This window comes from Neglectibacter caecimuris, assembly GCF_034335015.1.
Taxonomy (GTDB): domain Bacteria; phylum Bacillota; class Clostridia; order Oscillospirales; family Acutalibacteraceae; genus Acutalibacter; species Acutalibacter caecimuris_A.
Genome location: NZ_JAWXXK010000004.1, coordinates 329,265 through 352,733, shown reverse-complemented (window position 1 = coordinate 352,733; position 23,469 = coordinate 329,265). Strand labels below are relative to the sequence as shown.

Sequence of the window (23,469 nt, the reverse complement as noted above, 5' to 3'; positions counted from 1 at the left end):
AGTATACCAGAAGAAAAAGGCTGCGGCAAGTTTTTTTACCCTTAGTCTTTACTATTCCGGCAAGATACTTTATAATTCATATAGAAAGGCAAAAATTCCATAGGCCGGTTCCGGCCGGAAAGGTATGAGAAACACATATGCTGACTGATATCGAAATCGCACAGGGGACAAGCCTGAAGCCTGTTTCAGAGATCGCGGCGGAGCTGGGGATCCGGGAAGAGGAACTGGAGCTTTACGGAAGGTATAAGGCTAAAATCAACGAAACTGCCTTTGCGCGTTTGGCGGAGAAGCCAGACGGAAAGTTGATTCTGGTAACAGCCATCAATCCGACGCCGGCCGGAGAAGGAAAGACCACTACCACGGCGGGCTTGGGCGAAGCCATGGCGAAAATCGGGAAAAAAGCAATCATCGCACTGCGCGAGCCCTCTCTTGGGCCGGTGTTCGGCGTAAAGGGCGGAGCGGCAGGCGGCGGCTATGCTCAGGTTTTGCCCATGGAGGATATCAACCTTCATTTCACAGGCGATATGCACGCGATCACCTCTGCGAATAACCTTTGCTGCGCTATGCTGGATAACCATATGCAGCAGGGAAACGCCCTGGGGATCGATCCCAGAAGGATCCTGATCAAACGCTGTTTGGATATGAACGATAGGGCCCTGCGAAATATTGTGGTGGGTCTTGGCGGAAAAATCAACGGTGTTCCCAGAGAGGACGGCTTTATTATCACGGTGGCTTCCGAAGTGATGGCGATCCTTTGTCTGGCACGGGATATGGAAGATTTGAAAAAGCGACTGGGAAATATTCTCATCGCCTACACATACGGCGGCGAGCCTGTTTACGCCCGGGATATCAAGGCGGAAGGCGCTATGGCGGCTTTGCTGCGGGACGCTGTCAATCCCAATCTGGTACAGACCATTGAAGGCACCCCCGCCATTATGCACGGTGGGCCCTTCGCCAATATTGCTCACGGCTGCAACTCTGTAAGAGCTACTCGGCTGGCGCTGAAGCTGGCGGATTATTGCATTACGGAGGCTGGCTTCGGCTCTGACCTGGGCGCGGAAAAATTCATGGACATCAAGTGCCGCATGGCTAAGCTGAAGCCCTCCTGCGTGGTGGTCGTGGCTACTGTTCGCGCGCTGAAGTATAACGGCGGAGTTTCCAAGGCGGAATTGGCAAATGAGAATGTGGAGGCGCTGAAAAAGGGCTCTGTGAATTTGAAGGCCCATGTGGAAAATATGCAAAAATTCGGCGTGCCCGTAGTGGTGGCGATCAATCGTTTTGGTACGGATACCGATGCTGAGCTTCAGGTCATTGACGATTGCTGCAAAGAGCTGGATGTTTCTTACGCCTTGTCCGAGGTGTTCGGAAAAGGCGGAGAAGGCGGCAGAGAACTGGCGGAAACTATTTGCCGTGTCATTGAGGAAAAGGAGGGGGAAACAAAGTTTGCTCCGATTTATTCCGATGAGCTTCCAGTAGAAGAGAAGATCAAGGCTGTGGCGGAAAAAATTTATGGAGCAGACAGTGTGCTCTTTACAAAGCAGGCGCAGAAATCCCTGCAAGAGATCAAAGCTCTGGGCGGGGATTCCATGCCGGTCTGTATTGCGAAAACCCAGTACTCTCTTTCCGACGATCCTTCTCTGCTGGGCAGACCCAGCGGGTTCCAGATCACGATCCGGGATCTGAAGCTTTCCAGCGGCGCGGGCTTTGTGGTAGCTTACGCGGGAGATATTATGACCATGCCTGGCCTGCCGAAAATTCCCGCCGCAGAAAAGATCGATGTAGACGAAAACGCAGTCATTCACGGCCTGTTTTGATGCGGCAGGAATTTATCACCCATTCTCCCGAGGAAACCAAGGGGCTGGCGGCCCGGCTTGCAAATCGGCTGCGGGGCGGGGAAGTGCTGGCCTTTACCGGAGGAATGGGTATGGGAAAAACTGCTTTTACTTCTGGCCTTGTTTCCGCTTTGGGCGCGGGAGATGTGGTTTCCAGCCCAACCTTTGCCCTTGTCAATGAATATGTGGGCAGGCTGACGGTAGAACATTTTGACATGTACCGCGTCACTGGCTGGGACGACCTGTATTCCACCGGCTTTTTCGATTATTTAGACACCGACTGTGTGCTGGTCATCGAGTGGAGCGAAAATATCGAGGCGGCGTTGCCGGAAAACACTTTATGGATCCATATTCGCCCCGGTACGACAGAAACGACGCGTGTGATCACGCTTGTGGGAGAGGGCTGGAAGGAGGTGCTGTGATATGCTGCTTTTGGCGATAGACTCTTCAGCTGGGCCTGCTTCAGCCGCTGTGCTGGAAGAGGAAAAATTGTTAGGCGAGTATTTTATCAACACAAAGCAAACTCACAGTCAAACGCTGCTTCCCATGGTGAAGAGCCTGCTGAAAGCTCTGGGAAAGAGCTGCGCGGAGCTTGACGCTCTAGCGGTTTCCCGTGGCCCGGGTTCTTTTACAGGCGTGCGTATCGGGATCTCCTGTATAAAGGGGCTTGCTATGCCGAACAACACGCCATGCTGCGGCGTTTCCACCCTGGAGGCCATTGCCATGCCGGGGCGGTATTATGACGGAGCTCTTGTCTGTGCGGTCATGGACGCCAGGTGCGGGCAGGTATATCAGGCGTTGTTTCGGGCGGAAGCGGGGGAGCTTCACCGTCTTACACCGGACAGAGCCTTGTCTGTTGCGGAGCTTTCGGAGGAATACAGAAAATACGGAAGCGATCTGATCCTGTTTGGAGATGGAGCTGCTCTATGCCATGAAGCCTTTCGGGAATGGGGAGCGCGTATCGCGCCGCCGGAGCTGCGGTTTCAGCATGCTTCTTCCGTGGCGCTTGCCGCTATGAAACAGCTTACGAAGGGGAATACGATCGCAGCTCAGGAGTTGGCGCCCGCCTATCTGCGGCTGCCACAGGCGGAACGGGAGCTGAAAAAGAAACAGGAGAAAGGGGAAAACGCACTATGAAGCTTGTGATAGGCTGCGATCACGGCGGCTTTGAATTGAAGGAAGCCGTTCGTGGCTATCTGGAGGAACACCACATCGATTATGAAGATTTCGGCGCCTTCAGCACAGAATCGGTGGATTACGCGCCGATCGCGGCAAAAGTCGCAAAGGCTGTAGCGGCCGGAAAGGCTGATTACGGTGTTTTGATTTGCTCTACTGGGATCGGAATTTCCATTGCGGCTAACAAGGTAAAGGGAATACGGGCGGCGCTGTGTACGAATACCTTTTGCGCTGAAATGACCCGCCGGCACAATAACGCCAATATTCTCTGTATGGGCGGCAAAGTGGTGGACCGGGAGACTGCCTTAAAAATGCTGGAACTTTTTCTTCACACAGAGTTTGAAGGCGGCCGCCACCAAAGGCGGATCGACCAGATCGCGCAGGTCGAAGAAGGAGCGCTGTAGTCAGGGAATAACCGTGCTGAAAGTTTTCGCACGGAAATAATAGGAGGAATCAGACGATGCAGGAAAACAAAAATATTTTCGTTATGGATCACCCGCTGATTCAGCACAAGCTGACCTTTTTGCGAGACAGCTCCACCGGAACCAAGCATTTCCGGGAGCTGGTCAATGAAATTGCCACGCTGATGTGCTATGAGGCTACGCGGGATCTTCCCTTGATGGACGTGGAGATCGAAACGCCCATGCAGAAAACCACTACCAAGGTGATTGCCGGGCGGAAGCTGGCGTTTGTTCCCATTCTTCGCGCTGGCTTGGGCATGGTGGACGGCATGCTGAACCTGGTTCCTTCCGCCAAGGTAGGCCATATCGGCCTGTATCGGGATCACGATACTCTAAAGCCCGTGGAGTATTACAATAAGCTGCCGCAGGATATCGAGGAACGTGACGTGATCGTACTGGATCCCATGCTGGCTACCGGCGGTTCCGCCATAGACGCTATCACCATCGTGAAGCGGAGCAAACCCAAAAGCATTAAATTCCTCTGCATCATTTCCGCTCCCGAAGGCCTGGAAGCACTGACAAAGGCTCATCCTGACGTACACATTTACTGTGCCGCTGTGGATGAGAAGTTGAATGAAAACGGATATATTCTTCCTGGCTTGGGCGACGCCGGAGACCGGATCTTCGGTACCATCTGATTTTCTGAGCTGACTCGAAGCTGTAGATACTGAATTTTAAAGGTATCCGCAGCTTCTTTGTTTATTTTTTCATTTTTCTTTGAAAATTTGGGTAAACGTGATATAATATCCAAAAGAGCATGCGGATATTATAAAATTAAAATTGCCTTGCCCAGTTTGTGCTTCGCATAACGGGCAATCGGTTCATTAGCACCGAAGAATAAATGGTGCTTTTTTGGTTCACAAAAGCACCGGACTTCTCCGGAATGGTTTGAAGCATATGATGTGTGTTGGAAGAAAGCATACCGCCTGCTTTTTGCGGGAATATTTATACAAAGCTTTGCTTCAAAGGAAGGGCAAATAAATATGAGTGAAAATAGAATTTGGCAGGTGGGCAGGGCCGCCGTATTGAGAAGCTATACGGATCCGCGCTTCAAAACCATGAAAGTATCGGTCAACATGCTGCTGCCCCTCAAACAGGAGACGGCCGCGCTGTATGGGATTTTGCCCAGCCTGGTTACCAGGGCAACGAGGGAATACCCGGATTTTGCTTCCTTGAACCGGAAGCTTTCCAAGCTGTACGGCGCTTCTCTTCGTTCCGGGGTTCGGAAAATAGGGGAGTTTCAGTGCTTGACTCTGGCCGCCGATGGGATCTCCAGCCGGTATGCTTTTGGCGGGGACAATATGTTTGCGGAGCTTTCCGGGCTTCTTTTCAGCGCGCTATTTTCCCCGCTTACCGATGCGGCGGGGTTGTTTCCCGAAGAGAATTTTCGCCAGGAACAGCGTCAGCTTTTAGAGCTGAAGGACGCTGAGTTCAGCGATAAGATCACCTATGCGCACCAGCGCTGTGAAGAGCTTCTTTTCGCGGGACAAAGCGCCGGAGTGGACCGTTATGGAAGCAAAGAGGAGATCGCGGGACTGGATCGTGCAAAGCTGACAAAAGCCTGGAATGAGGTTCTTTCTTCCGCAAGGTTTGAGATCTTTGTTTTGGGGGATTGCGAACCGTCTCCCGAGCTGTTTCAGGAAAAATTCTCCCAGGTCGGCATGCCCCATATACTAAGGGCAGCGCCTTTTGTCCGTCCACAGGCTTTAAAAAAGGAAATCGAAACGCAGGCAGTGACGCAGTCAAAACTTTCCATGGGATTTCGTGCGGACGCTTTACCAGAGGAGTCGCCGCTGTTCCAGTTGATGAACGCCGTTTTCGGCGGCACGCCCAGTTCCAAGCTGTTTCAGCATGTTCGGGAGAAGATGGGGCTTTGTTATTACTGTTCCTCTCTTTATGCTGTTTCCGCACGGGCTCTGTTTGTGGAAAGCGGCGTGGAAACGGAAAATCTGGAGCAGGCGGAGGAAGAGATCCTGCAGCAGCTTCGTGAAATGCAGGAAGGGCATATTTCTGAAGAAGAGCTTCTGTCCGCCAAGCTGCGGCTCTGTGATTCCTTCCGTTCTGTGGGAGATTCCCTATCCGCGGTGGAAACCTGGAATTTGGGACAGACCTTTTCGGAAACTCCGGTCACTCCGGAGGAGGCGGTGGAACGAGTCATGGGCTATTCGAAGGAGCAGGTGACGGAGGCCGCCCAAAAGCTGGTTCCCGCTGTGGTATACCGCTTGAAAGGAAGTGAAAACGGCTGATATGGAACTTCAAACAATAACGAGCAAACGGACCGGAGACTGTTATTATAAGCTGAAGCACCCTACCGGGCTGGATATTTTTCTCTATCCCAAGGCGGGAAGCTCCACGACCTATGCTGTTTTAGGTACGAAATACGGCTCTATTGACAACTGCTTTCAGCGTGACGATGAAACCGAGCCGGTGACGGTTCCCGCGGGGATCGCTCATTTTCTGGAGCACAAGCTTTTTGAAAGCGAGGACGGAGACGCGTTTCAGAGATACGCGAAAACCGGGGCCAGCGCCAATGCCGCCACGGAATTTGAATCCACCTGTTATCTGTTTTCCTGTACGGACCGGCTTTACGAATCTCTTGAGATCCTGCTGGATTTTGTGCAGTCCCCCTATTTTACAGAGCAAACCATAAAAAAGGAGCAGGGGATCATTGGGCAGGAGATCAGAATGTATGACGACGACCCCCAGTGGAGGGTTATGTTCAATTATCTTCAGGCCATGTATCACACGCATCCGGTACGGATCGATATTGGAGGCACCATAGAGAGCATTGCGCAGATCACACCGGAGCATCTTTATCGGTGCTATCGCACCTTTTACAATTTGAACAATATGGCGCTGGCTGTTTCCGGAAATTTCCAGGTGGAAAAAGTGCTGGAGGTATGCGACAGCACCTTGAAGCCCTCCGAGCCGATCCAGGTAAAGCGTGTTTTCCAGCCGGAACCGGAAACTGTTGTTTCTCCCTATGTGGAGCAGCGGCTTTCCGTGGCGATGCCCTTGTTTCAGTTTGGCTATAAGGAATCTATCCAGGGTGCTTTAAAGGAACGGGATATTGCCGCTGTGGAGATCCTGCTGGAGATATTGGCCTCCGATGCTTCTCCCTTGTTCCATTCCCTGCTGGAGCGGGGGCTTGTAAACGAATCCAGCTTTGGATACGAATATTTTGAAGGGACAGGCTATGCCACCGTCATGTTCAGCGGGGAATCGAAGGATCCGCAGGCAGTGGCTGACGCCATTTCGGCGGAGTTTCAGCGGCTTTCCGAGGAGGGGATATCGGAAGAAGTATTTGAATATTCCAAGCGTGCCGTTTACGGAGAGATCATCGCGGCCCTGAACAGTACCTCCAGTATCTCCAACGCTTTGATCAGCTTCTCCTTAAAGGGCAGAGAGCTTTTTACCTATATTGATACTCTTGTACAGCTAAAGCTGGAAGAGGTTCAGAAAAAGCTTTCCCTGTTTGAGAAGGAAAAAAGCGTGCTGTCCGTTGTTCGCCCGCTTTAAAAACGGTTTTACAGAAAGGAACTTTAGCGTATGAATCATGTTGTGGACTTTCCCGGGCTCGGGATCACTTTTGTTGTACAGGAGGTTGCCTTTTCTATCGGCAGCTTTCAGGTGCGTTGGTACGGCATTATTATCGCTGTTGGTTTTTTGTTGGCGATTTTATATGCGGCCCGTAGCGCAAAGAAGATGAATATTGATATGAACAGGCTGATAGATGCTGTTTTAGTGGGACTGATCGGCAGTGTTATCTGTGCCCGCCTGTACTATGTCATTTTTTATCCGGGAGATAAATACTGGAAAAACCCCATGGAGATCCTGAAAATACACGAAGGTGGTCTGGCGATTTACGGCGGTATCATCGGCGCGATGCTTTTCGGCGGCATTATGGCAAAGATCCGGAAATTGAAGGTGCCCGCGGTGTTAGATCTGGCGGCTTTGGGCTTTTTGATCGGCCAAGGTGTTGGGCGCTGGGGGAACCTGGTAAACCAGGAGGCCTTCGGAACAGCAACAGACTTGCCTTGGGGTATGTACAGTGATAACACCGCGCTTGTAGTTCCCGGCAGTTCTGTGCACCCCTGTTTTCTCTATGAATCTCTTTTGTGCTTTTTGGGCTTTCTTCTGCTTCACATTTTCACCCGGAAATTCCGCCGCTATGACGGACAGACCTTTCTGCTGTACATAGTGTGGTACGGCGCTTGCCGTTTCTTTATCGAGGGCCTGCGTACGGACAGTCTGATGCTGCATTTTGTAAATCTGCGGGTCTCTCAGGTACTGGCCGCGGTTTGTGTACTGGTGGGCTTGATCCTGCTGTTTGTGTTCCGGCACAAGACCAGCCTGACCGGGTGTGGCAGTTATCGGGTTATGGAGGGAGTGGGAATTGCCGATTCCTCCAATGACTCAGATGGAGAGTTCAGTACGATCTTCGGCGATCTTGCTCCGGAGGAATTCTCCCTGGAAGAAAAGCCGGAAGAGGCTTCTAAAGAAAGTGCAGAGGCTGCCGAGGAAACACACGAAGAAAAGTAACGGGGAAGGAATTCCGCATGGCGATTTTGATCGATGGGAAAAAGGTTTCCGCCGCTGTAAAAGCAGAGGTTTCTGAAGAAGCGGCAAAGCTAAAAACAAAGGGGATCTTCCCCGGACTGGCTGTGGTGCTGGTGGGAGATGATCCCGCGTCCAGAATCTATGTCAATAACAAGAAAAAGGCGTGTGAAGCAACGGGCATTTATTCTGAGGAATATGCTCTGCCCAAAAACACCACACAGGAAGAGCTGCTGGCACTGATCCACAAACTCAATGAAAAACCGGAGATCCACGGCATTTTAGTGCAGTCGCCTCTGCCTGAGGGGTTGGACGAGGCCGCTGTTGTAGAGACAATTTCCCCACAGAAAGATGTGGACGCTTTTCACGCTTATAACGTGGGAAAGCTGATGCAGGGCAGACCGATTTTCCAGCCCTGTACCCCTGCGGGCGTAATCGAGTTGATTCGTTCCACCGGTACCGAGATCGCGGGGAAAAATTGTGTTGTGATCGGGCGCAGTGATATTGTGGGAAAACCAATGGCCATGCTTTTGCTCCATTGCAGCGGCACGGTTACCATCTGCCACAGCGGAACGAAAGATCTGAAGGAGCATTGCTCCCAGGCGGATATTCTGGTGTCCGCGGTGGGAAAGGCCGGGTTTGTCACTGGGGATATGGTAAAGCCCGGCGCGGTGGTGATCGATGTGGGAATGAACCGGGATAACTCCGGAAAACTTTGCGGCGATGTGGATTTTCTCCAGGTGGAGCCGCTGGCCTCTTATCTTACGCCAGTTCCCGGCGGCGTGGGACCTATGACCATCGCAATGCTGATGCGCAATACGATAACTGCTGCCAAGCTCCAAAATGGAATGGCGCTTTGACGGGAGATGTCTTTTTATGGGAAAGCTGTTGGATCAGATCCATGCTCCGCAGGATCTGAATGGGTTTACAGAGGAAGAATTGTCGGCGTTATGTGAGGAAATGCGTCAGGTTATTATCGAAACCGTTTCGGATAACGGTGGGCACTTGGCGTCCAATTTAGGTGTGGTGGAGCTCACCGTGGCGCTGGCACTGGCTTTCGAGCCCCTTCAGGATACCATTATATGGGATGTGGGCCACCAGAGCTACCCCTATAAGCTGCTGACCGGACGATATGAACAGTTTTCCTCTATTCGCCGGGAAGGGGGCTTGTCCGGCTTTCCGTGCACAGAAGAGAGTGAATATGATAAATTTACTACCGGTCACAGCAGCACTTCCATTTCATCAGCCCTGGGGATTTCTGAAGCCAATCATTTGCAGGGACGCGATGGTTACGCAGTAGCGGTGATCGGAGACGGCGCCCTTTCCGGCGGGCTTGCTTATGAGGGCTTGAATAATGCGGGACGCCTTCATCGGAATCTCATCGTCATTTTGAACGACAACAAAATGTCCATCTCCCGCAACGTGGGTTCTATGGCCCGCTATTTGACCTATATCCGCACAAAACCCACCTATATCAAAATAAAGAGCAATCTGGAGAGCACCCTGAAAAAGTTGCCTGTGATCGGCGGAGTTGTTTCCGCGGTTCTCAGGCATATCAAAAAGAATGTAAAGAAGCTTTTTTATAATTCCACTATTTTTGAAGATTTCGGTTTCGCATACTACGGCCCCTTTGACGGCCACAATATCCGGGAGCTTCGAGAAACTCTGGAAAGCGCAAAGCTCATTCAAAAGCCAGTGCTGCTTCATGTGCGCACCTATAAGGGAAAGGGCTATCAGTACGCCGAGCAGGCCCCCAGTATTTATCACGGGCTTTCCGGTTTCGATGTTTCCACAGGATGCACAGGAGAAAAGCCCCAAAGCTTTTCTGATATTTTCGGACAAGCCATATGTCAGTTAGCGGAAGAAAACCCAAAGCTTTGCGCGATCACCGCGGCAATGCAGGACGGAACCGGCCTTTCAGGCTTTCGGGAACGGTTCCCCGAACGCTTTTTTGATGTGGGGATCGCCGAAGAGCATGCCGTTACCTTTGCGGGGGGGCTGGCGGCGGGAGGAATGCTGCCTGTATTTGCGGTATACTCCACTTTTCTGCAGCGTTCTTATGACGAATTGATCCACGATGTGGCTCTTCAAAATTCTAAAGTGATCCTGGCGATCGACCGCGCCGGAGTGGTGGGCGAGGACGGAAAAACCCACCAAGGTCTCTTTGACGCCGCTTATTTGCAGACTGTTCCAAACACTACGGTATATTCTCCCGCCTTTTTTGAAGAGCTTCGCTTACAGCTTTCTTTACTGTCCCGGCAGGGAACGGGCCTTTGTGCCGTTCGGTATCCCAGAGGCCGGGAGCTATATAAGCCAGATTGGTTTCAGGACACCGTCGAAACCTTTCAGGTATATGGCGAGCGCGGGGGCTCTCCTGTATGTATCGTCACCTACGGTCGCATTTTTTCCTTCGCGGCGGAAGCAATGGAACGCCTCAAGACTTCCGGGATCCCGGTGAAGCTAGTCAAGCTGAACCGGATCATTCCCATTGATCCCGCTTCCGTAGAAGCGACACTGCCATGTCGTCAGGTGTTCTTTTTTGAAGAGGGCGTCTGCCGTGGAGGGATCGGAGAGCATTTTTCCTTTTTGCTCAGCCAACACGGCTTCCAGGGCAAGTATTTCCTTCAGGCAATTCAAAATCCGTTTCTTGAGCATGCGCCCATGTTCCGCTGTCTGGAAAAATTGGAGCTGAATACGGAAGGATTCGAAGGTATCGTGCGAAAACAGTATCGCATGGGGGAAGGGGCTGTTATTTCTGAAAAAGAGGCTTGATGTTTTGGTCGTGGAGCAGGGCTTGGCGGAAAGCAGGGAAAAGGCCAAAGCGGTGATCATGTCCGGCCTTGTTTACGCGGACCATCAAAAAGCGGATAAGCCGGGAGACCTGTTTCCCGAGGATATTTCTCTGGAGCTTCGCGGAACAGGCCTGAAATATGTAAGCCGGGGCGGCTTGAAGCTGGAAAAGGCTGTTTCTGAGTTTTCTCTGGAGCTTTCCGGTTTTGTCTGTATGGATATCGGTGCTTCTACCGGCGGCTTTACAGACTGTATGCTGCAAAACGGGGCAAAAAAAGTATATGCGGTAGATGTGGGATATGGACAGCTTGCCTGGCGGCTTCGCACAGACAACAGGGTAGTCAATTTGGAGCGTACTAATGCCCGCTATCTGACAGAAAAGGAAATTCCGGAAAAAATAGACTTTTTTTCCGTCGATGTGTCCTTTATTTCCCTGACTCTGATCCTTCCCGCGCTGCGGCCTTTGCTGGCGGAATCCGGACGCGCTGTGTGCCTGATCAAGCCTCAGTTTGAGGCTGGGCGGGAAAAGGTAGGCAAAAAGGGTGTGGTGCGTGATCGTGAAGTACACCGGGAAGTGATCGAAAAGATCCGGAATTTCGCTTTATCGAATGGATTTTCCGTGTTAGGTCTTACTTTTTCTCCTGTAAAGGGACCGGAAGGAAATATTGAATACCTGATCTATCTTCAGCGGACGGAGACGCCTTTACAGGAAGCTTCTGTGCCCTCTGCCGCGTCAATTGTGGAAAGTTCTCACCTGGCATTGGATCGATAAAACGCCTAAAAGGAGACAGGATCTGTGAAAATTGCGGTAGTGCCAAATTTGACCAAAAAAGAGGCTATGGCCTGTACAGAAGAAACCGTTGCTATTTTGGAATCCCATGGGTGTGAGGTTTTATTAAAATCTGACCTTTTTGATGCCAACGGTGTTTACCGAGAATCCTCAGAGGATTCTTTGCATTCCTGCGATATGTTTATTGCTATTGGCGGAGACGGCACCATTATCCATACGGCGAAGCTTGCCGCAAGCTTTGATAAGCCCATTCTCGGAATCAACGCCGGAACTCTTGGGTTTACCGCAGGGGTGGAAAGAAATGAACTTTCACTGCTTCTCAATTTGCTGAATGGGAAATATCGGGAAGAAAAGCGCCTGATGCTGGAGGTTCAGTTTATCTCCGGGGAAGCTGTCACCTTTCACAGAGCGTTGAACGACGCGGTAGTGGCCGGGGAGCTTTCCACCATTATTGATTATCAAATGGCGTTAGGCGAAAACCGGGGCTATCATTACCGGGCAGACGGCTTCATTGTCGCTACTCCTACCGGCTCCACCGCGTATTCTCTTTCTGCCGGCGGGCCGGTGATACAGCCGGATATGGACTGTTTGGTCTATACCCCCATTTGTCCTCACTCTCTGTTTAATCGAAGCGTTGTTTTCGGGGGAGATACCAGACTGACCGTTTCCATTCCGGAGAATGTGCATCAGCTGTTTCTCATGGTGGACGGAGAAACGCCGATCCCCTTACGGTCCGGGGATCAACTGGTCTTTTCCCGCTCTGAACGCGTTGCCAGGTTTCTGAAGCTGGACCGGAAAGATTTCTATGATATTTTGAATCAAAAAATTATTGAGACTCGATAACAGATCTTGTTGCGACAAAAATCACTGTTGAAAGGAATGAAGGGCCCTATGAAAACCAGAAGGCACGCTAAAATACTGGAACTGATCAAGGAGCATGATATCGACACACAGGACGAGCTTCTCAATTATCTCAGAGAAAGTGGCTTTGACGTAACGCAGGCCACGGTTTCCCGGGATATTAAGGAGCTGCGCCTGGTAAAAACGCTTTCCCGCACGGGAAATTACAAATATTCTACTGGTAACGATACCAGCAGCGACATGTCCTCCAAATTTTATTCACTGTTTTCAGACTCTGTTATTTCCGTAGAGGCAGCCCAGAACCTGCTTGTGATCAAATCTATGAACGGCATGGCCCAGGCGGTTTGTGCGGCAATGGACGCGGCGTATCCGCAGCACTTTGTAGGGACCCTGGCCGGAGACGACACCATCTTTATCGTGTGCCAGGACGAAACGGTTGCCTTGGAAACGCAGGAAGAATTCCGAAAATTGATACACAGGTGATCAAACATGCTCGCACAACTTTTTATCAACAATATCGCGGTCATTGAGAAGGCTTCTATTGACCTGGAAACCGGCTTTACTGTACTTACCGGTGAAACCGGCGCGGGAAAGTCCATTATTATTGACGCGATCCATGCGGTACTGGGAGAACGCACCTCGAAAGAGCTGGTGCGCACCGGCACGGAAACAGCGTCTGTTTCCGCTCTGTTTACCGCGCTGGATCCGGATATACTGAAGGTGCTGGACAGCTTTTCTGTTCCCAGAGAGGAAGGGGATTCCTTGTTGATTCAGCGGGAGATCCGGCTGGAGGGCCGTTCGCTTTGTAAGCTGAACGGTATGCCCGCTACCGTTTCCATGCTCCGGGAATTGGGCCCCCGGCTCATCAGCATTCACGGGCAGCATGAAAGCTATGAGCTTTTGTCCCCGGAGGTCCACATGACTTATCTGGACAGCTTCGGCGGTCTGGAAACGCTTCTTCAGAAATATCAGGAAAGCTATCACGCTTTGCGCCGTATTCAACAAAGGCTGGAGGCTTTTCACACCGATGAGGGGGAAAAGGCCAGAAGGCTGGATCTGCTGCGCTATCAAATTGAGGAACTGGAGAATGCTGCCGTACAGCCCGGAGAGCGGGCGGAACTTATCCAGCAGAGAGATCTTATTCATAACAGTGAGAAAATCGCCTCCGCATTGGAGCGGGTCAAAGGTCTTCTGATCGGAGATGAAAACAGCGATGGCCTGTTGTCCGGCTTATCCCAGGCTGCTTCCGAGCTGGAAAGAGCCTCTCAATATTTGCAGGAAGCGGAAGAACCCGCGCAAAAGCTGCGGGACGCCGGGTATCTTTTGGAAGACGTAGAATCCTCTTTGCAAAGTATGGGGATAGACTTTGATCCCGCACAGCTGGAAGCTATCGAAGACCGTCTGGACCTTCTCTACCGCCTGAGCTTAAAATATGGGGACACGGAAGAAAAAATGCTCGAATTCCTGGAACATTGTAAAAAAGAGCTCCATGAGATCGAGTTTTCCGATGAAGCCAGAGAAGAGCTGGAAGCGGAGTATGAAGCGGAAAAGAAAAGAGCCATCGCTTTGGCAAAAGAGCTGTCTGAAAAAAGAAAGCGGGCTTCCGGCATGTTTGTAGAGATGGTAAAAAAGGAGCTTTCTTTCCTGAATATGCCGGGCATTGAATTTCTCACAGAAACAGAACGGGTTCCACTTTACTCCATGGGCTGCGATAAAATGCAGTTTCTTGTTTCCGCCAATAAGGGAGAGCCGCCGAAGTCCATGTCAAAAATAGCTTCCGGCGGGGAATTGTCCCGCATCATGCTGGCGATCAAAACGGTGCTTTCCGGGAAGGACAAGGTAGATACCTTGATCTTTGACGAGGTGGATACCGGCATCAGCGGCGCGGCCGCCAACAAGGTAGGGCAGAAGCTGAAGCAGGTCTCGAAAAACCGACAGGTGCTGTGTATTACTCACCTGGCGCAGATCGCGGCGCTGGCGGACCATCATCTTCAAATCAGCAAGCATGTGGAGCAGGGAAGGACCTTTACAGGCGTACTTCCCCTGGATTTTGAGGGAAGAAAGCAAGAGCTTGCCCGGATCATCGGCGGTGAAAGCGTTACGGAGCTTCAACTGAAAATGGCGGAGGAAATGCTTCAAAGGGCTTGACATTTGAAAAGACCCGCTTTATAATAGCACTCAATGGCAATGACGGAACAAAGTAGGCGCTGTCCTGATTGGTAAAGAGAGCCCGCGGCCGGTGAAAACGGGACCATGGCAGAGCTGAAGTTACTTTCCCGAGCCGCTTCCCTGAACAAATGAGTAGGGGACAGCCGATTGACAGCCGTTATCCTGTCAGGGCATGAAGTGCCCATTGAGGCCGTGGCTGTAAGGTCACGGTGAACTGAGGTGGTACCGCGGTTTTGATCGCCCTCTGCATGTTTGCAGAGGGCTTTTTCTGTTTTCCGAAAGGAGGCTGTGAGGTGATTCATTTGCAAAAGGTCGGTGCGGAGCATGGAAAAGAACTGTTTGAAATGCGAAAAAGGGCGTTTCTGCCGCTTTTGGAGCGGTATCAGGATTACGACACAAATCCGGCGGCGGAAAGCTGGGAAAAATTTCAGCGCTTCTTCCTGGAGAGCAGCGACAATTACCTGATCTGTCTTGGAGAACTGCCTGTGGGCGCCCTGAGGGTTGTCCAATTGGCGGAAGGCGAATATAGGCTATCTCCCATTTCCGTTTTACCGGAATATCAGGGCAACGGTTATGCCCAACAGGCCGTCAGAGAAATGGAAAAGCTGTATCCCCAGGCAAAAAGCTGGAGCCTGGACACGATCAAGCAGGAGCCCAAGCTGATCCATTTTTATGAGAAGCTGGGGTATTGTCAAACGGGAAAAGAGGATCGGATCAAGGCGGGTATGGATCTGGTTTTTCTGGAAAAACATCTTTAAAGGAGAAAGGACGAAGAAACCATGGAGATTTATGAGGAATTAAAAGCCCGGGGACTGATCGCACAGGTCACCAATGAGGAAGAGATCCGGAAAATGGTCAATGCGGGAAAGGCTGTGTTCTATATCGGATTTGACTGCACCGCGGACAGCCTGACCGCCGGCCACTTTATGGCGCTGACGCTGATGAAGCGTCTGCAGATGGCGGGAAACCGCCCCATTGCCCTGATTGGCGGAGGAACCACCATGATCGGCGATCCCAGCGGACGGACGGATATGCGGAAAATGCTGACCATCGAAGACATTGATCACAATGCCGCCTGCTTCCAGCGCCAGATGGAGAGCTTCATTGAGTTTGGCGACGGAAAGGCCCAGATGATCAACAATGCCGACTGGCTTTTGAAGCTGAACTATGTGGAGCTTCTCCGGGAAGTTGGCGCCTGCTTCTCCGTTAACAATATGCTGCGGGCGGAGTGTTACAAGCAGCGCATGGAAAAGGGCCTTTCCTTCCTGGAGTTCAACTACATGATCATGCAGAGCTATGACTTCTACCATCTGTTCCAGAAGTATGGCTGCAACATGCAGTTCGGTGGCGACGACCAGTGGAGCAATATGTTGGGCGGCACGGAACTGATCCGCCGGAAGCTGGGGAAGGACGCTCATGCTATGACCATTACGCTGCTGACCGACAAGGATGGAAAAAAGATGGGGAAAACCGCTGGAAACGCTGTATGGCTGGATCCCAACAAGACCTCGCCTTTTGAATTCTATCAGTACTGGCGCAACGTGTACGACGCCGATGTGCTCAAATTCCTGAGAGTGCTCACCTTCCTGCCCTTGGAGCAGATCAATGAAATGGATCATTGGGAAGGGGAAAAGCTCAATGAGGCAAAGGAGATCCTTGCCTTTGAACTGACAAAAATGGTTCATGGGGAAGTGGAGGCACAGAAGGCCCAGGAGGGGGCAAGAGCCCTGTTCGGTGCCGGAAGGAACACGGAAAACATGCCCACAACAGAGCTTTCGGAAACCGATTTGGCAGATGGGAAAATCGGAATTTTAGATTTGATGCTGAAGGCTGGGCTGATCCCCTCCAAGGGCGAGGGACGCAGGCTGGTACAGCAGGGCGGTGTGTCTGTCAACGATGAAAAGGTGACAGACATTGCGAAGGAATTCAGTGCCGAGGAGCTTTCCGGAGAGCAGTTTATTTTGAAAAAAGGAAAAAAGGTATTCCACAAGATCATTCTGAAATAAAAGAATGCCTGAACGCACGGATAGAAAAGAGGAAGCCTCCGCCGGTATCGGAAGCTTCCTCTTTTTTGTTTTGTTCTTTCAGGCCATGGCCTTTGTAATGGCGTGATACACGGTATCAAAGTCCGCTTCTGTCACCAGAAGGGAAATTTCCACTTCTGAAGTGGTGATCAACCGAATATCGGCGTCTGTTTCCTGAATGGCGTTAAACACCTTGGCGGCAATGCCGGGTGTGTTTTTCATAATGGGGTCGTATACGGAAATTTTGTGATTCACACTGCTGACGATCACATTGACCTTTGTTTCCTTTTTCAGTGCGGAAACAAAGGAAAGAATATCAATGAGATCCTGATCGGAAATCGTAAAGGAAAGCCCGGTCAAGGCCCCATGAGTAGGAGCCATGGAGATCATATCGATATTGATCTCATAGCGGGAGATCGCATCAAAGATCTTGGCAATGGAATTCGCGTTGGCGGGAAATCCCTGTAAGGTGACAAGGGTAATATTATCAACCGTGCTGATGGTAGTAGAGCTGCTCATATTTCACGTCCTCCTCAAATCAGATCCGACATATCGTAAAGCCCCGGTTTCTGCTGCTTCATAAATACGGCCGCCTGTACCGCGCCGGAGGCAAACAGCTCTTTTGACTGAGCAGAGTGAGAAAGGGTAAGAACCTCATGGAGCCCGGAAAAAATCACCTGGTGCTCTCCCACGATCGTACCGCCACGCACGGAATGAAGGCCAATTTCGCTTTTTTCCCGTTTCTTTCTCTGGGAATGCCGGTCATAGGTATATTTCATCCGATCCTGACGCACCTCGTTGATGGCGTCCGCCAGCATAAGAGCAGTACCGCTGGGAGCGTCCAGCTTCTGGTTATGGTGCATCTCCACGATCTCCACATCGAAGGATTCCCCCAGAACAGCCTCTGCCTTTTTTACCAGTTCAATCAGCAAATTGATGCCGAGAGACATATTGCGGGAATAAAAGATGGGAAGAGCTTTGGAAGCCTCGTGGATCCGCTCCACCTGTTCCCGGTCATAGCCTGTGGTGCACAATACCGCGGCGGTGCCCGGGTGAAGCCTGCAATATTCCAAAATCGGCTCCAGGGCTGTCGGGTGTGAAAAGTCGATCAGCACATCGGCGGGCTCTGTTACCTCAGAGGGGACGGTATAAATGGGAAAGTCGCTGTGCGGGGATTTTGCGACATCTACACCGGCCACAACGCGGCAATCCTCCCGATTTTGGATCGCGGCCTGTACCGCAGCCCCCATTTTTCCGGCACAGCCGCACAAAATCACATCAGTCATATCTGGATTGATTCCTTTCCTTATCACTTCCTGAGCCCTGAAACTATTAGAGCATTCCGTGTTTTTTCAAAAGAGCTTCCAGTTTTTCCGAATTGGCGTTTGTCATAGTCGTTAGCGGCATACGGCAGAAATTTGTACTGATCCGCCCCATGCGGCACAGCGCCTCTTTCACAGGAATGGGATTGACGTCCATAAAAAAGCCGTCCATCAGATCGAGATATTCCGCATTGAGCCTCCGGGCGGTCTCCAGGTCTCCCCGGAGCATGGCGGTGGAAAGCTCGTGCATCTGCCTGGGAAGGGCATTGGAAAAAACAGAAATGATGCCTTTTCCGCCCAGCGCCATAATGGGGAGGGTCTGATTATCTTCTCCGGAATAAACCGTCAGCTCATCTCCGCACAAAGCGAGAGTGCGGGCAACGGAGGCGGTATCTCCGTTTGCCTCCTTTACGGCTGTAATATAAGGATTTTTTGAAAGCTTCTGATAGGTAGCGGGCTGGATATTACACCCGGTACGGATGGGAACGTTATAGAGAATGCAAGGCATCCTTACGCTGTCTGCAATATAGCTGAAGCTTTCCTCCAGTCCTTTTTGAGAGGTCTTATTATAGTAGGGGGTAACAAGCAGCAAACCATCTACCCCCAGCTTTTTGGCCTCCAGCGACAGCTCCACACAAAAGCGGGTATCGTTGCTGCCCGTGCCGGCGATCACGGGAACGCGCCCGCGCACCTTTTCTGTAATAAATGCGATGGTTTTCAAATGCTCTTCCGCCGTCATGGTAGCGGCTTCACCTGTAGTCCCGCAGGCGATGATCGCGTCGATGCCGTTTTCGATCTGGAATTCCACCAGCTGTTCCAGCTCTTCCCAAAGAATATTGCCATTCTGGTCAAAGGGCGTGACCAGCGCGGTTCCGGCGCCGGTAAAAAGCAGTTTTTTCATAAGGCAGGAAACCTCCGAAGTCTATAATCAATCGAAATAGCCCAGCTTGCACAGCAGCTCTGCCATAAGCACACCGCCGCCGGCAGCGCCGCGCAGGGTATTGTGAGAAAGACAGACAAATTTATAATCGTACTGGGTATCGGGCCGGAGACGGCCGATAGAAACCGCCATGCCGCCTTCCAAATCCCGATCCAGCCTGGTCTGAGGGCGGTTTTCTTCTTCAAAATAGTGAAGGAATTGCTTCGGAGCGCTGGGCAGCTCCAATTCCTGGGCAGGCCCCCTGAATTCATTCCATCTGCGAATGATCTCCTCCTTGGAGGCCTTTTGTTCCATGGAGAAGAACACCGCCGCCATATGGCCGTCAGATACCGGCACGCGCAGGCACTGCGAGGTAATAGAGGGCTTCTGCGCATTGACGATCACGCCGTTTTCCACCTTACCCCAGATCTTCATGGGCTCCTGCTCGGATTTTTCTTCCTCGCCGCCGATATAGGGGATCACGTTGTCGATGATCTCCGGCATGGTTTCAAAAGTCTTTCCAGCGCCGGAAATCGCCTGGTACGTGCAGGCCAGCACCTTCGTGATGCCAAGATCCAGCAGAGGGTGGATCGCGGGCACATAGCTCTGCAAAGAGCAGTTGCTTTTTACCGCGATAAAGCCTTTTTTGGTGCCCAAACGCTTCCTCTGTGTTTCAATGACCTGCGCATGGTCGGCATTCAGCTCCGGAACGATCATGGGAACATCCGAATCGCCCCGGTGCTGCTTGTTGTTGGAGATAACAGGGCATTCCTTTTTGGCGTAGGCCTCTTCCAAAGCCCGGATCTCTTCCGATTTCATATTGACAGCACAAAAAACGAAATCCACAAGGGAGACGATTTGATCCATATCCTTTTCCGCATCATAAACGGGAAGCTCGCTCATGGAGGAGGGCAGAGGCGATTTCATAGCCCAGCGCCCCTCTACGGCCTCCCGATATGTTTTTCCGGCTGAATTGGCGCTGGCCGCCAGCGCCGCTACTTGAAACCAGGGGTGATTTTCTAAAATGGTGGCAAAGCGCTGCCCAACCATTCCGGTGCACCCGATAATTCCTACCCGATACTGCTTCATCTTGCAACATCCTTTCTGAAAATTGCTCAAACTGAGATTTGCTTGAAAAAAGAGAATTTACTTTTTCTGACAAACCTTTGGAGAAAAAACAGAAAAACCGGTTGAAAACCGGCTGCCAATCTTTTATAATGAAACTGCTGCTTTTTCGGGAAAGTCCCCAAAAATCAATAGCGCTCCATCGAAAAGATGGCAGCCGCAGGGCTGTTTACCGCTGCAGCCAGGAGCTGCTTGCCGGGCAGACTCCTTCGGCGGATTTCCCTTTCACACAATTTCACAGGTTTCGGCAACCTCTATTCTGATACTTTTGAAAGCCGCGCCTCTATTTCTTTTATCATACCTTAGTTTCTCCCCGTTGTCAATTTTTCGGCCTTACATTCTATGAATTTTTTGGAAAACTGGTGCTAAAGCAAAAGAAAAACGGGTAATCGGCCCCTGAGAAAGGAAAGCTTATGGAAAGCAAGATGAAAACCAGCGATTTTAATTTTGAGCTGCCGGAGGAGCTGATTGCTCAGACACCTGTAGAACCCAGGGACAGCTCGCGTCTGATGTGCCTTGACAAAAGCACTGGGGAGATAGAGCACCATCGGTTTCGGGATATCGTGGATTTTTTAAACCCGGAGGATTGTCTAATCCTAAACGATTCCCGTGTGCTTCCTGCACGTATCTACGGAGTAAAAGACGATACAGGGGCTCATGTGGAATTTCTTTTGTTGGAAAACAAAGAAAATGATATCTGGGAGGTCCTCGCAAAGCCGGGAAAAAGAGCGAAAAAAGGAAGTACCTTCACCTTTGGCGACGGCCTTCTGCGCTGTGAAGTGGTCGATGTTTTGGAGGATGGCGGCAGGCAGATCCACTTTACATACACCGGCGTGTTTTTTCAGCTTTTGGATCAGATCGGCCAAATGCCTTTGCCGCCCTATATCAAAGAAAAGCTGCAGGACAAAGAGCGGTATCAGACTGTTTATTCCCGAGAGATAGGTTCCGCCGCCGCTCCCACGGCAGGCCTGCACTTTACCCCGGAGCTGCTGGAAAAGATCCGTGCAAAAGGAATAAGAATCGGCTTTGTCACCCTTCATGTGGGGCTCGGCACCTTCCGCCCTGTCAGTGCGGAGAAGATCACAGACCACAAAATGCACTCCGAGCATTACTACATGCCGGAAGAAACCGCAAAGCTGATTCGGGAAACCAAGGAAAAGGGCGGCCGCGTTGTAGCAGTGGGCACCACCAGCTGCCGCACCATCGAATCCGTCGCGCAAAAAGAAGGGTGCTTTCGGGAAAGCGAGGGCTGGACCGATATTTTTATCTATCCCGGCTATGAATTCAAGGGCCTGGACGCACTCATTACCAATTTTCATTTGCCGGAAAGCACACTGATCATGCTGGTATCCGCCTTGGCCGGGCGGGAAAACGTACTGAATGCCTACCGGGAAGCCGTAAAGGAAAAATATCGCTTTTTCAGCTTTGGAGATGCAATGCTTATTTCATAACTGCTGCAAAAATAATCATTACAACGTACACGGGAGAGTTACTATTATGTATCGATTACTGAAAACAGAAGGAAACGCCCGGCGCGGGGAATTTCAGACCGTTCACGGAACGGTGCAGACCCCTGCTTTTATGAATGTGGCCACCGCCGGGGCGATCAAGGGGGCGGTTTCCGCTTATGATCTGAAGGAACTGCGCTGCCAGGTACAGCTTTGCAATACCTATCACCTGCACGTGCGCCCAGGCGATACTATTGTAAAGCAGTTGGGCGGGATTCGGAAATTTACCGGCTGGGAAGGCCCCGTGCTGACCGACAGTGGAGGCTTTCAGGTGTTTTCCCTGGCAAAGCTGCGCAATATCACAGAAGAAGGCGTGACCTTTGCCTCTCATATTGACGGCCACAAAATTTTTATGGGGCCGGAAGAAAGCATGCGGATCCAGTCAAATCTTGGCTCCACCATTGCCATGGCTTTTGACGAATGTGTGGAAAATCCCGCGGAATACAGCTATGCAAAAACCTCCTGTGAGCGTACCGCCAGATGGCTGGAGCGTTGTAAACGGGAAATGAACCGGTTAAATGCCCAGGAGGAGGCTGTGAATCCTCAGCAGCTGCTGTTCGGGATCAATCAGGGCTGCACTTATGAGGATCTGCGGGTCGAGCACATGAAGCGCATTGCCGAAATGGACCTGGACGGATACGCCATCGGCGGTCTGGCGGTGGGAGAGCCCACCGAAGAAATGTACCGTGTGATCGAGGCGGTAGAGCCCCATATGCCCCCAAATAAGATCCGATACCTGATGGGCGTGGGAACCCCTGCCAATATTCTGGAGGGCGTGCGAAGAGGCGTTGACCTGTTCGATTGTGTCATGCCCAGCCGCAATGCCCGCCATGGACATGCCTTTACCTGGCAGGGCTGTCGGAATTTGATGAATGCAAAATACGAATTGGACGATTCTCCCCTGGACGAGGCCTGCGGCTGCCCAACTTGCCGCGGCTTCAGCAGAGCCTATGTGCACTATCTGCTGAAGGCCGGAGAAATGCTGGCAATGCGGCTGATGGTAATGCACAATCTCTATTTTTACAATACGCTGCTTCTGCGGATCAGAGAAGCCCTTGACGCGGGAGCGTTTGAGAGCTTTTATCGGGAAAATATCGAGCGCCTGGCAAAACGGATCTGAGGACTTTAAGAAATCTCTGCAATTATGCTTGCAAGTTTTCCCGTTCCTTGTTATAATCAAACTACTTGAATTTCGGAGGTACAAAAAATGGAACATTTGATGAAGCTCAGCGGAACTGAGGCTGCGGCAGGTGGAATGAATCTGATCGTAATGCTGGTGATCTACGGCGCTTTCTTTTTGGTGCTGTATTTGATTTTTTTCCGCCCTCAAAACAAAAAGAAGAAAAAAGAAGCGGAAATGCGGAAAAATGCCCAGGTGGGAGATGAGGTCACCACCATCGGCGGCATTTGCGGACGCATCGTTGCCGTAAAGGATGAAAGCGATTCTGTTGTAATCGAAACCGGCAGCGACAAGTCCAGAATGAGGATCAAGCGCTGGGCGATCGGCAGTGTAGACACTGTTCACGAGGACGATCAGACCTGAGCTATCAAAAAATGATGCTTAAAAGTGCCGGAAGCTTGTAAAGTTCCGGTATTTTTGCTTTTTGTGGGAAAGGAAGTGCACGCGTTGCGAACGCCTCGAATTAACTGCTCAGTACAGTTGTGAAATGCTGTCGGCGGATTGTACTGAGCAAATATCATTAAGGCAACGCCGCACAATTCACGGCTTTCGCCTTAAGTGGCATCTGGCGGGCTAGTTTTTCGCCAGAGAGCCTAAAGCCTACTTGCCGGGCGCCAGCCCGCCTGCGCAGTCTTTAAGCACTCTGACGAAAAACTTTCTACCGTCATATGCCGCTTAGAATTGTGCGGTATTGCCTAAAAAAACCGGAGTGCTGTTTTGTTCGGAAAACTCCGGAGATCGCCTTCAGCCACAGC

General features: G+C 51.2%; 23 protein-coding genes, 1 riboswitch and 1 other annotated feature. Of the genes, 19 read left to right on the top strand and 4 right to left on the bottom strand.

What is annotated here, in order from left to right:
- The first annotated feature begins 137 nt into the window (after window positions 1–137).
- The 16 genes from U8T64_RS07950 (at window position 138) to tyrS (ending at window position 16,642) form a co-directional block, all read left to right on the top strand.
- A complete protein-coding gene (locus U8T64_RS07950; RefSeq protein WP_322182633.1) occupies window positions 138–1,814 on the top strand; it encodes a formate--tetrahydrofolate ligase in 1,677 nt (558 codons plus the stop codon).
- Complete coding sequence (gene tsaE / locus U8T64_RS07945) at window positions 1,814–2,254, top strand: tRNA (adenosine(37)-N6)-threonylcarbamoyltransferase complex ATPase subunit type 1 TsaE (RefSeq protein ID WP_322182631.1); 441 nt, start codon at window positions 1,814–1,816, stop codon at window positions 2,252–2,254. Before U8T64_RS07950 ends, tsaE begins: the two co-directional genes overlap by 1 nt.
- Before the next feature lies 1 nt (window position 2,255).
- Window positions 2,256–2,969, top strand: coding sequence for a tRNA (adenosine(37)-N6)-threonylcarbamoyltransferase complex dimerization subunit type 1 TsaB (gene tsaB / locus U8T64_RS07940; RefSeq protein ID WP_322182629.1), 714 nt, complete (start codon window positions 2,256–2,258; stop codon window positions 2,967–2,969).
- On the top strand, window positions 2,966–3,412 hold the full coding sequence (gene rpiB / locus U8T64_RS07935) for a ribose 5-phosphate isomerase B (RefSeq protein WP_322182627.1): 447 nt from the start codon (window positions 2,966–2,968) through the stop codon (window positions 3,410–3,412). The genes tsaB and rpiB overlap by 4 nt, the downstream gene beginning before the upstream one ends.
- Before the next feature lie 56 nt (window positions 3,413–3,468).
- Window positions 3,469–4,107, top strand: coding sequence for a uracil phosphoribosyltransferase (upp, locus tag U8T64_RS07930; protein ID WP_322182626.1), 639 nt, complete (start codon window positions 3,469–3,471; stop codon window positions 4,105–4,107).
- 345 nt (window positions 4,108–4,452) lie between these two features.
- Window positions 4,453–5,715 carry a M16 family metallopeptidase gene (locus U8T64_RS07925; RefSeq protein ID WP_322182625.1) on the top strand — a complete coding sequence of 421 codons (1,263 nt, stop codon included), beginning with the start codon at window positions 4,453–4,455 and terminating at the stop codon, window positions 5,713–5,715.
- 1 nt (window position 5,716) lies between these two features.
- Complete coding sequence (gene yfmH, locus U8T64_RS07920) at window positions 5,717–6,988, top strand: EF-P 5-aminopentanol modification-associated protein YfmH (RefSeq protein ID WP_322182623.1); 1,272 nt, start codon at window positions 5,717–5,719, stop codon at window positions 6,986–6,988.
- 30 nt (window positions 6,989–7,018) lie between these two features.
- A complete protein-coding gene (gene lgt, locus U8T64_RS07915; RefSeq protein WP_322182621.1) occupies window positions 7,019–8,011 on the top strand; it encodes a prolipoprotein diacylglyceryl transferase in 993 nt (330 codons plus the stop codon).
- Window positions 8,012–8,028: 17 nt separating this feature from the next.
- Window positions 8,029–8,886 (top strand): bifunctional methylenetetrahydrofolate dehydrogenase/methenyltetrahydrofolate cyclohydrolase FolD, encoded by an 858-nt coding sequence (folD, locus tag U8T64_RS07910; protein ID WP_322182619.1) that lies wholly within the window; start codon window positions 8,029–8,031, stop codon window positions 8,884–8,886.
- A 16-nt stretch (window positions 8,887–8,902) separates the two neighbouring features.
- Window positions 8,903–10,798: a 1-deoxy-D-xylulose-5-phosphate synthase gene (dxs, locus tag U8T64_RS07905; RefSeq protein WP_322182617.1), complete on the top strand. Its 1,896-nt coding sequence runs from the start codon at window positions 8,903–8,905 to the stop codon at window positions 10,796–10,798.
- On the top strand, window positions 10,782–11,588 hold the full coding sequence (locus tag U8T64_RS07900) for a TlyA family RNA methyltransferase (RefSeq protein ID WP_322183044.1): 807 nt from the start codon (window positions 10,782–10,784) through the stop codon (window positions 11,586–11,588). Before dxs ends, U8T64_RS07900 begins: the two co-directional genes overlap by 17 nt.
- Window positions 11,589–11,612: 24 nt before the next feature.
- The gene (locus U8T64_RS07895) at window positions 11,613–12,449 is read left to right on the top strand and encodes an NAD(+)/NADH kinase (RefSeq protein ID WP_322182615.1); all 837 of its coding nucleotides are present in this window, start codon (window positions 11,613–11,615) and stop codon (window positions 12,447–12,449) included.
- 48 nt (window positions 12,450–12,497) lie between these two features.
- Complete coding sequence (gene argR / locus U8T64_RS07890; protein WP_322182614.1) at window positions 12,498–12,950, top strand: arginine repressor; 453 nt, start codon at window positions 12,498–12,500, stop codon at window positions 12,948–12,950.
- Window positions 12,951–12,956: 6 nt separating this feature from the next.
- On the top strand, window positions 12,957–14,615 hold the full coding sequence (gene recN, locus U8T64_RS07885) for a DNA repair protein RecN (RefSeq protein ID WP_322182612.1): 1,659 nt from the start codon (window positions 12,957–12,959) through the stop codon (window positions 14,613–14,615).
- Window positions 14,616–14,645: 30 nt separating this feature from the next.
- Window positions 14,646–14,884: a binding site (T-box leader), on the top strand.
- A gap of 45 nt (window positions 14,885–14,929) precedes the next feature.
- Entirely contained in the window at window positions 14,930–15,394 is a 465-nt protein-coding gene (locus tag U8T64_RS07880) for a GNAT family N-acetyltransferase (protein ID WP_322182610.1), read from the top strand.
- Between the two features lie 21 nt (window positions 15,395–15,415).
- Window positions 15,416–16,642 carry a tyrosine--tRNA ligase gene (tyrS, locus tag U8T64_RS07875; protein ID WP_322182608.1) on the top strand — a complete coding sequence of 409 codons (1,227 nt, stop codon included), beginning with the start codon at window positions 15,416–15,418 and terminating at the stop codon, window positions 16,640–16,642.
- A gap of 78 nt (window positions 16,643–16,720) precedes the next feature.
- Here tyrS and U8T64_RS07870 read toward each other — a convergent pair whose 3' ends face one another.
- Genes U8T64_RS07870 through asd form a run of 4 tightly spaced genes read right to left on the bottom strand, consistent with a single transcriptional unit; the run spans window position 16,721 to window position 19,990 of the window.
- Window positions 16,721–17,179, bottom strand: a complete 459-nt coding sequence (locus tag U8T64_RS07870; RefSeq protein ID WP_322182606.1) for an ACT domain-containing protein — start codon at window positions 17,177–17,179, stop codon at window positions 16,721–16,723.
- A 14-nt stretch (window positions 17,180–17,193) separates the two neighbouring features.
- Window positions 17,194–17,946, bottom strand: a complete 753-nt coding sequence (gene dapB / locus U8T64_RS07865) for a 4-hydroxy-tetrahydrodipicolinate reductase (protein WP_322182604.1) — start codon at window positions 17,944–17,946, stop codon at window positions 17,194–17,196.
- 46 nt (window positions 17,947–17,992) lie between these two features.
- Window positions 17,993–18,883: a 4-hydroxy-tetrahydrodipicolinate synthase gene (gene dapA / locus U8T64_RS07860; RefSeq protein WP_322182602.1), complete on the bottom strand. Its 891-nt coding sequence runs from the start codon at window positions 18,881–18,883 to the stop codon at window positions 17,993–17,995.
- A gap of 27 nt (window positions 18,884–18,910) precedes the next feature.
- Entirely contained in the window at window positions 18,911–19,990 is a 1,080-nt protein-coding gene (gene asd / locus U8T64_RS07855; protein WP_322182600.1) for an aspartate-semialdehyde dehydrogenase, read from the bottom strand.
- A 160-nt stretch (window positions 19,991–20,150) separates the two neighbouring features.
- Window positions 20,151–20,320: riboswitch (Lysine riboswitch) on the bottom strand.
- Window positions 20,321–20,451: 131 nt separating this feature from the next.
- On the opposite strand from asd, the gene queA reads away from it, so the two are divergent.
- The 3 genes from queA (at window position 20,452) to yajC (ending at window position 23,077) form a co-directional block, all read left to right on the top strand.
- A complete protein-coding gene (gene queA / locus U8T64_RS07850; protein WP_322183042.1) occupies window positions 20,452–21,477 on the top strand; it encodes a tRNA preQ1(34) S-adenosylmethionine ribosyltransferase-isomerase QueA in 1,026 nt (341 codons plus the stop codon).
- A 46-nt stretch (window positions 21,478–21,523) separates the two neighbouring features.
- Window positions 21,524–22,654, top strand: coding sequence for a tRNA guanosine(34) transglycosylase Tgt (gene tgt, locus U8T64_RS07845; protein WP_322182598.1), 1,131 nt, complete (start codon window positions 21,524–21,526; stop codon window positions 22,652–22,654).
- Between the two features lie 87 nt (window positions 22,655–22,741).
- Window positions 22,742–23,077, top strand: coding sequence for a preprotein translocase subunit YajC (gene yajC / locus U8T64_RS07840; RefSeq protein ID WP_322182596.1), 336 nt, complete (start codon window positions 22,742–22,744; stop codon window positions 23,075–23,077).
- Window positions 23,078–23,469: the final 392 nt, after the last annotated feature.

Excerpts from the sequence above, each read along its gene's own strand:
- folD (WP_322182619.1), top strand. The coding sequence starts at position 8,029 with ATGGCGATTTTGATCGATGGGAAAAAGGTTTCCGCCGCTGTAAAAGCA.
- U8T64_RS07925 (WP_322182625.1), top strand. The coding sequence starts at position 4,453 with ATGAGTGAAAATAGAATTTGGCAGGTGGGCAGGGCCGCCGTATTGAGA.
- rpiB (WP_322182627.1), top strand. The coding sequence starts at position 2,966 with ATGAAGCTTGTGATAGGCTGCGATCACGGCGGCTTTGAATTGAAGGAA.
- U8T64_RS07950 (WP_322182633.1), top strand. The coding sequence starts at position 138 with ATGCTGACTGATATCGAAATCGCACAGGGGACAAGCCTGAAGCCTGTT.
- queA (WP_322183042.1), top strand. The coding sequence starts at position 20,452 with ATGAAAACCAGCGATTTTAATTTTGAGCTGCCGGAGGAGCTGATTGCT.
- dapA (WP_322182602.1), bottom strand. The coding sequence starts at position 18,883 with ATGAAAAAACTGCTTTTTACCGGCGCCGGAACCGCGCTGGTCACGCCC.
- tsaB (WP_322182629.1), top strand. The coding sequence starts at position 2,256 with ATGCTGCTTTTGGCGATAGACTCTTCAGCTGGGCCTGCTTCAGCCGCT.
- recN (WP_322182612.1), top strand. The coding sequence starts at position 12,957 with ATGCTCGCACAACTTTTTATCAACAATATCGCGGTCATTGAGAAGGCT.
- argR (WP_322182614.1), top strand. The coding sequence starts at position 12,498 with ATGAAAACCAGAAGGCACGCTAAAATACTGGAACTGATCAAGGAGCAT.
- tgt (WP_322182598.1), top strand. The coding sequence starts at position 21,524 with ATGTATCGATTACTGAAAACAGAAGGAAACGCCCGGCGCGGGGAATTT.
- yajC (WP_322182596.1), top strand. The coding sequence starts at position 22,742 with ATGGAACATTTGATGAAGCTCAGCGGAACTGAGGCTGCGGCAGGTGGA.
- yfmH (WP_322182623.1), top strand. The coding sequence starts at position 5,717 with ATGGAACTTCAAACAATAACGAGCAAACGGACCGGAGACTGTTATTAT.
- upp (WP_322182626.1), top strand. The coding sequence starts at position 3,469 with ATGCAGGAAAACAAAAATATTTTCGTTATGGATCACCCGCTGATTCAG.
- tsaE (WP_322182631.1), top strand. The coding sequence starts at position 1,814 with ATGCGGCAGGAATTTATCACCCATTCTCCCGAGGAAACCAAGGGGCTG.
- tyrS (WP_322182608.1), top strand. The coding sequence starts at position 15,416 with ATGGAGATTTATGAGGAATTAAAAGCCCGGGGACTGATCGCACAGGTC.
- dapB (WP_322182604.1), bottom strand. The coding sequence starts at position 17,946 with ATGACTGATGTGATTTTGTGCGGCTGTGCCGGAAAAATGGGGGCTGCG.
- dxs (WP_322182617.1), top strand. The coding sequence starts at position 8,903 with ATGGGAAAGCTGTTGGATCAGATCCATGCTCCGCAGGATCTGAATGGG.
- U8T64_RS07870 (WP_322182606.1), bottom strand. The coding sequence starts at position 17,179 with ATGAGCAGCTCTACTACCATCAGCACGGTTGATAATATTACCCTTGTC.
- lgt (WP_322182621.1), top strand. The coding sequence starts at position 7,019 with ATGAATCATGTTGTGGACTTTCCCGGGCTCGGGATCACTTTTGTTGTA.
- asd (WP_322182600.1), bottom strand. The coding sequence starts at position 19,990 with ATGAAGCAGTATCGGGTAGGAATTATCGGGTGCACCGGAATGGTTGGG.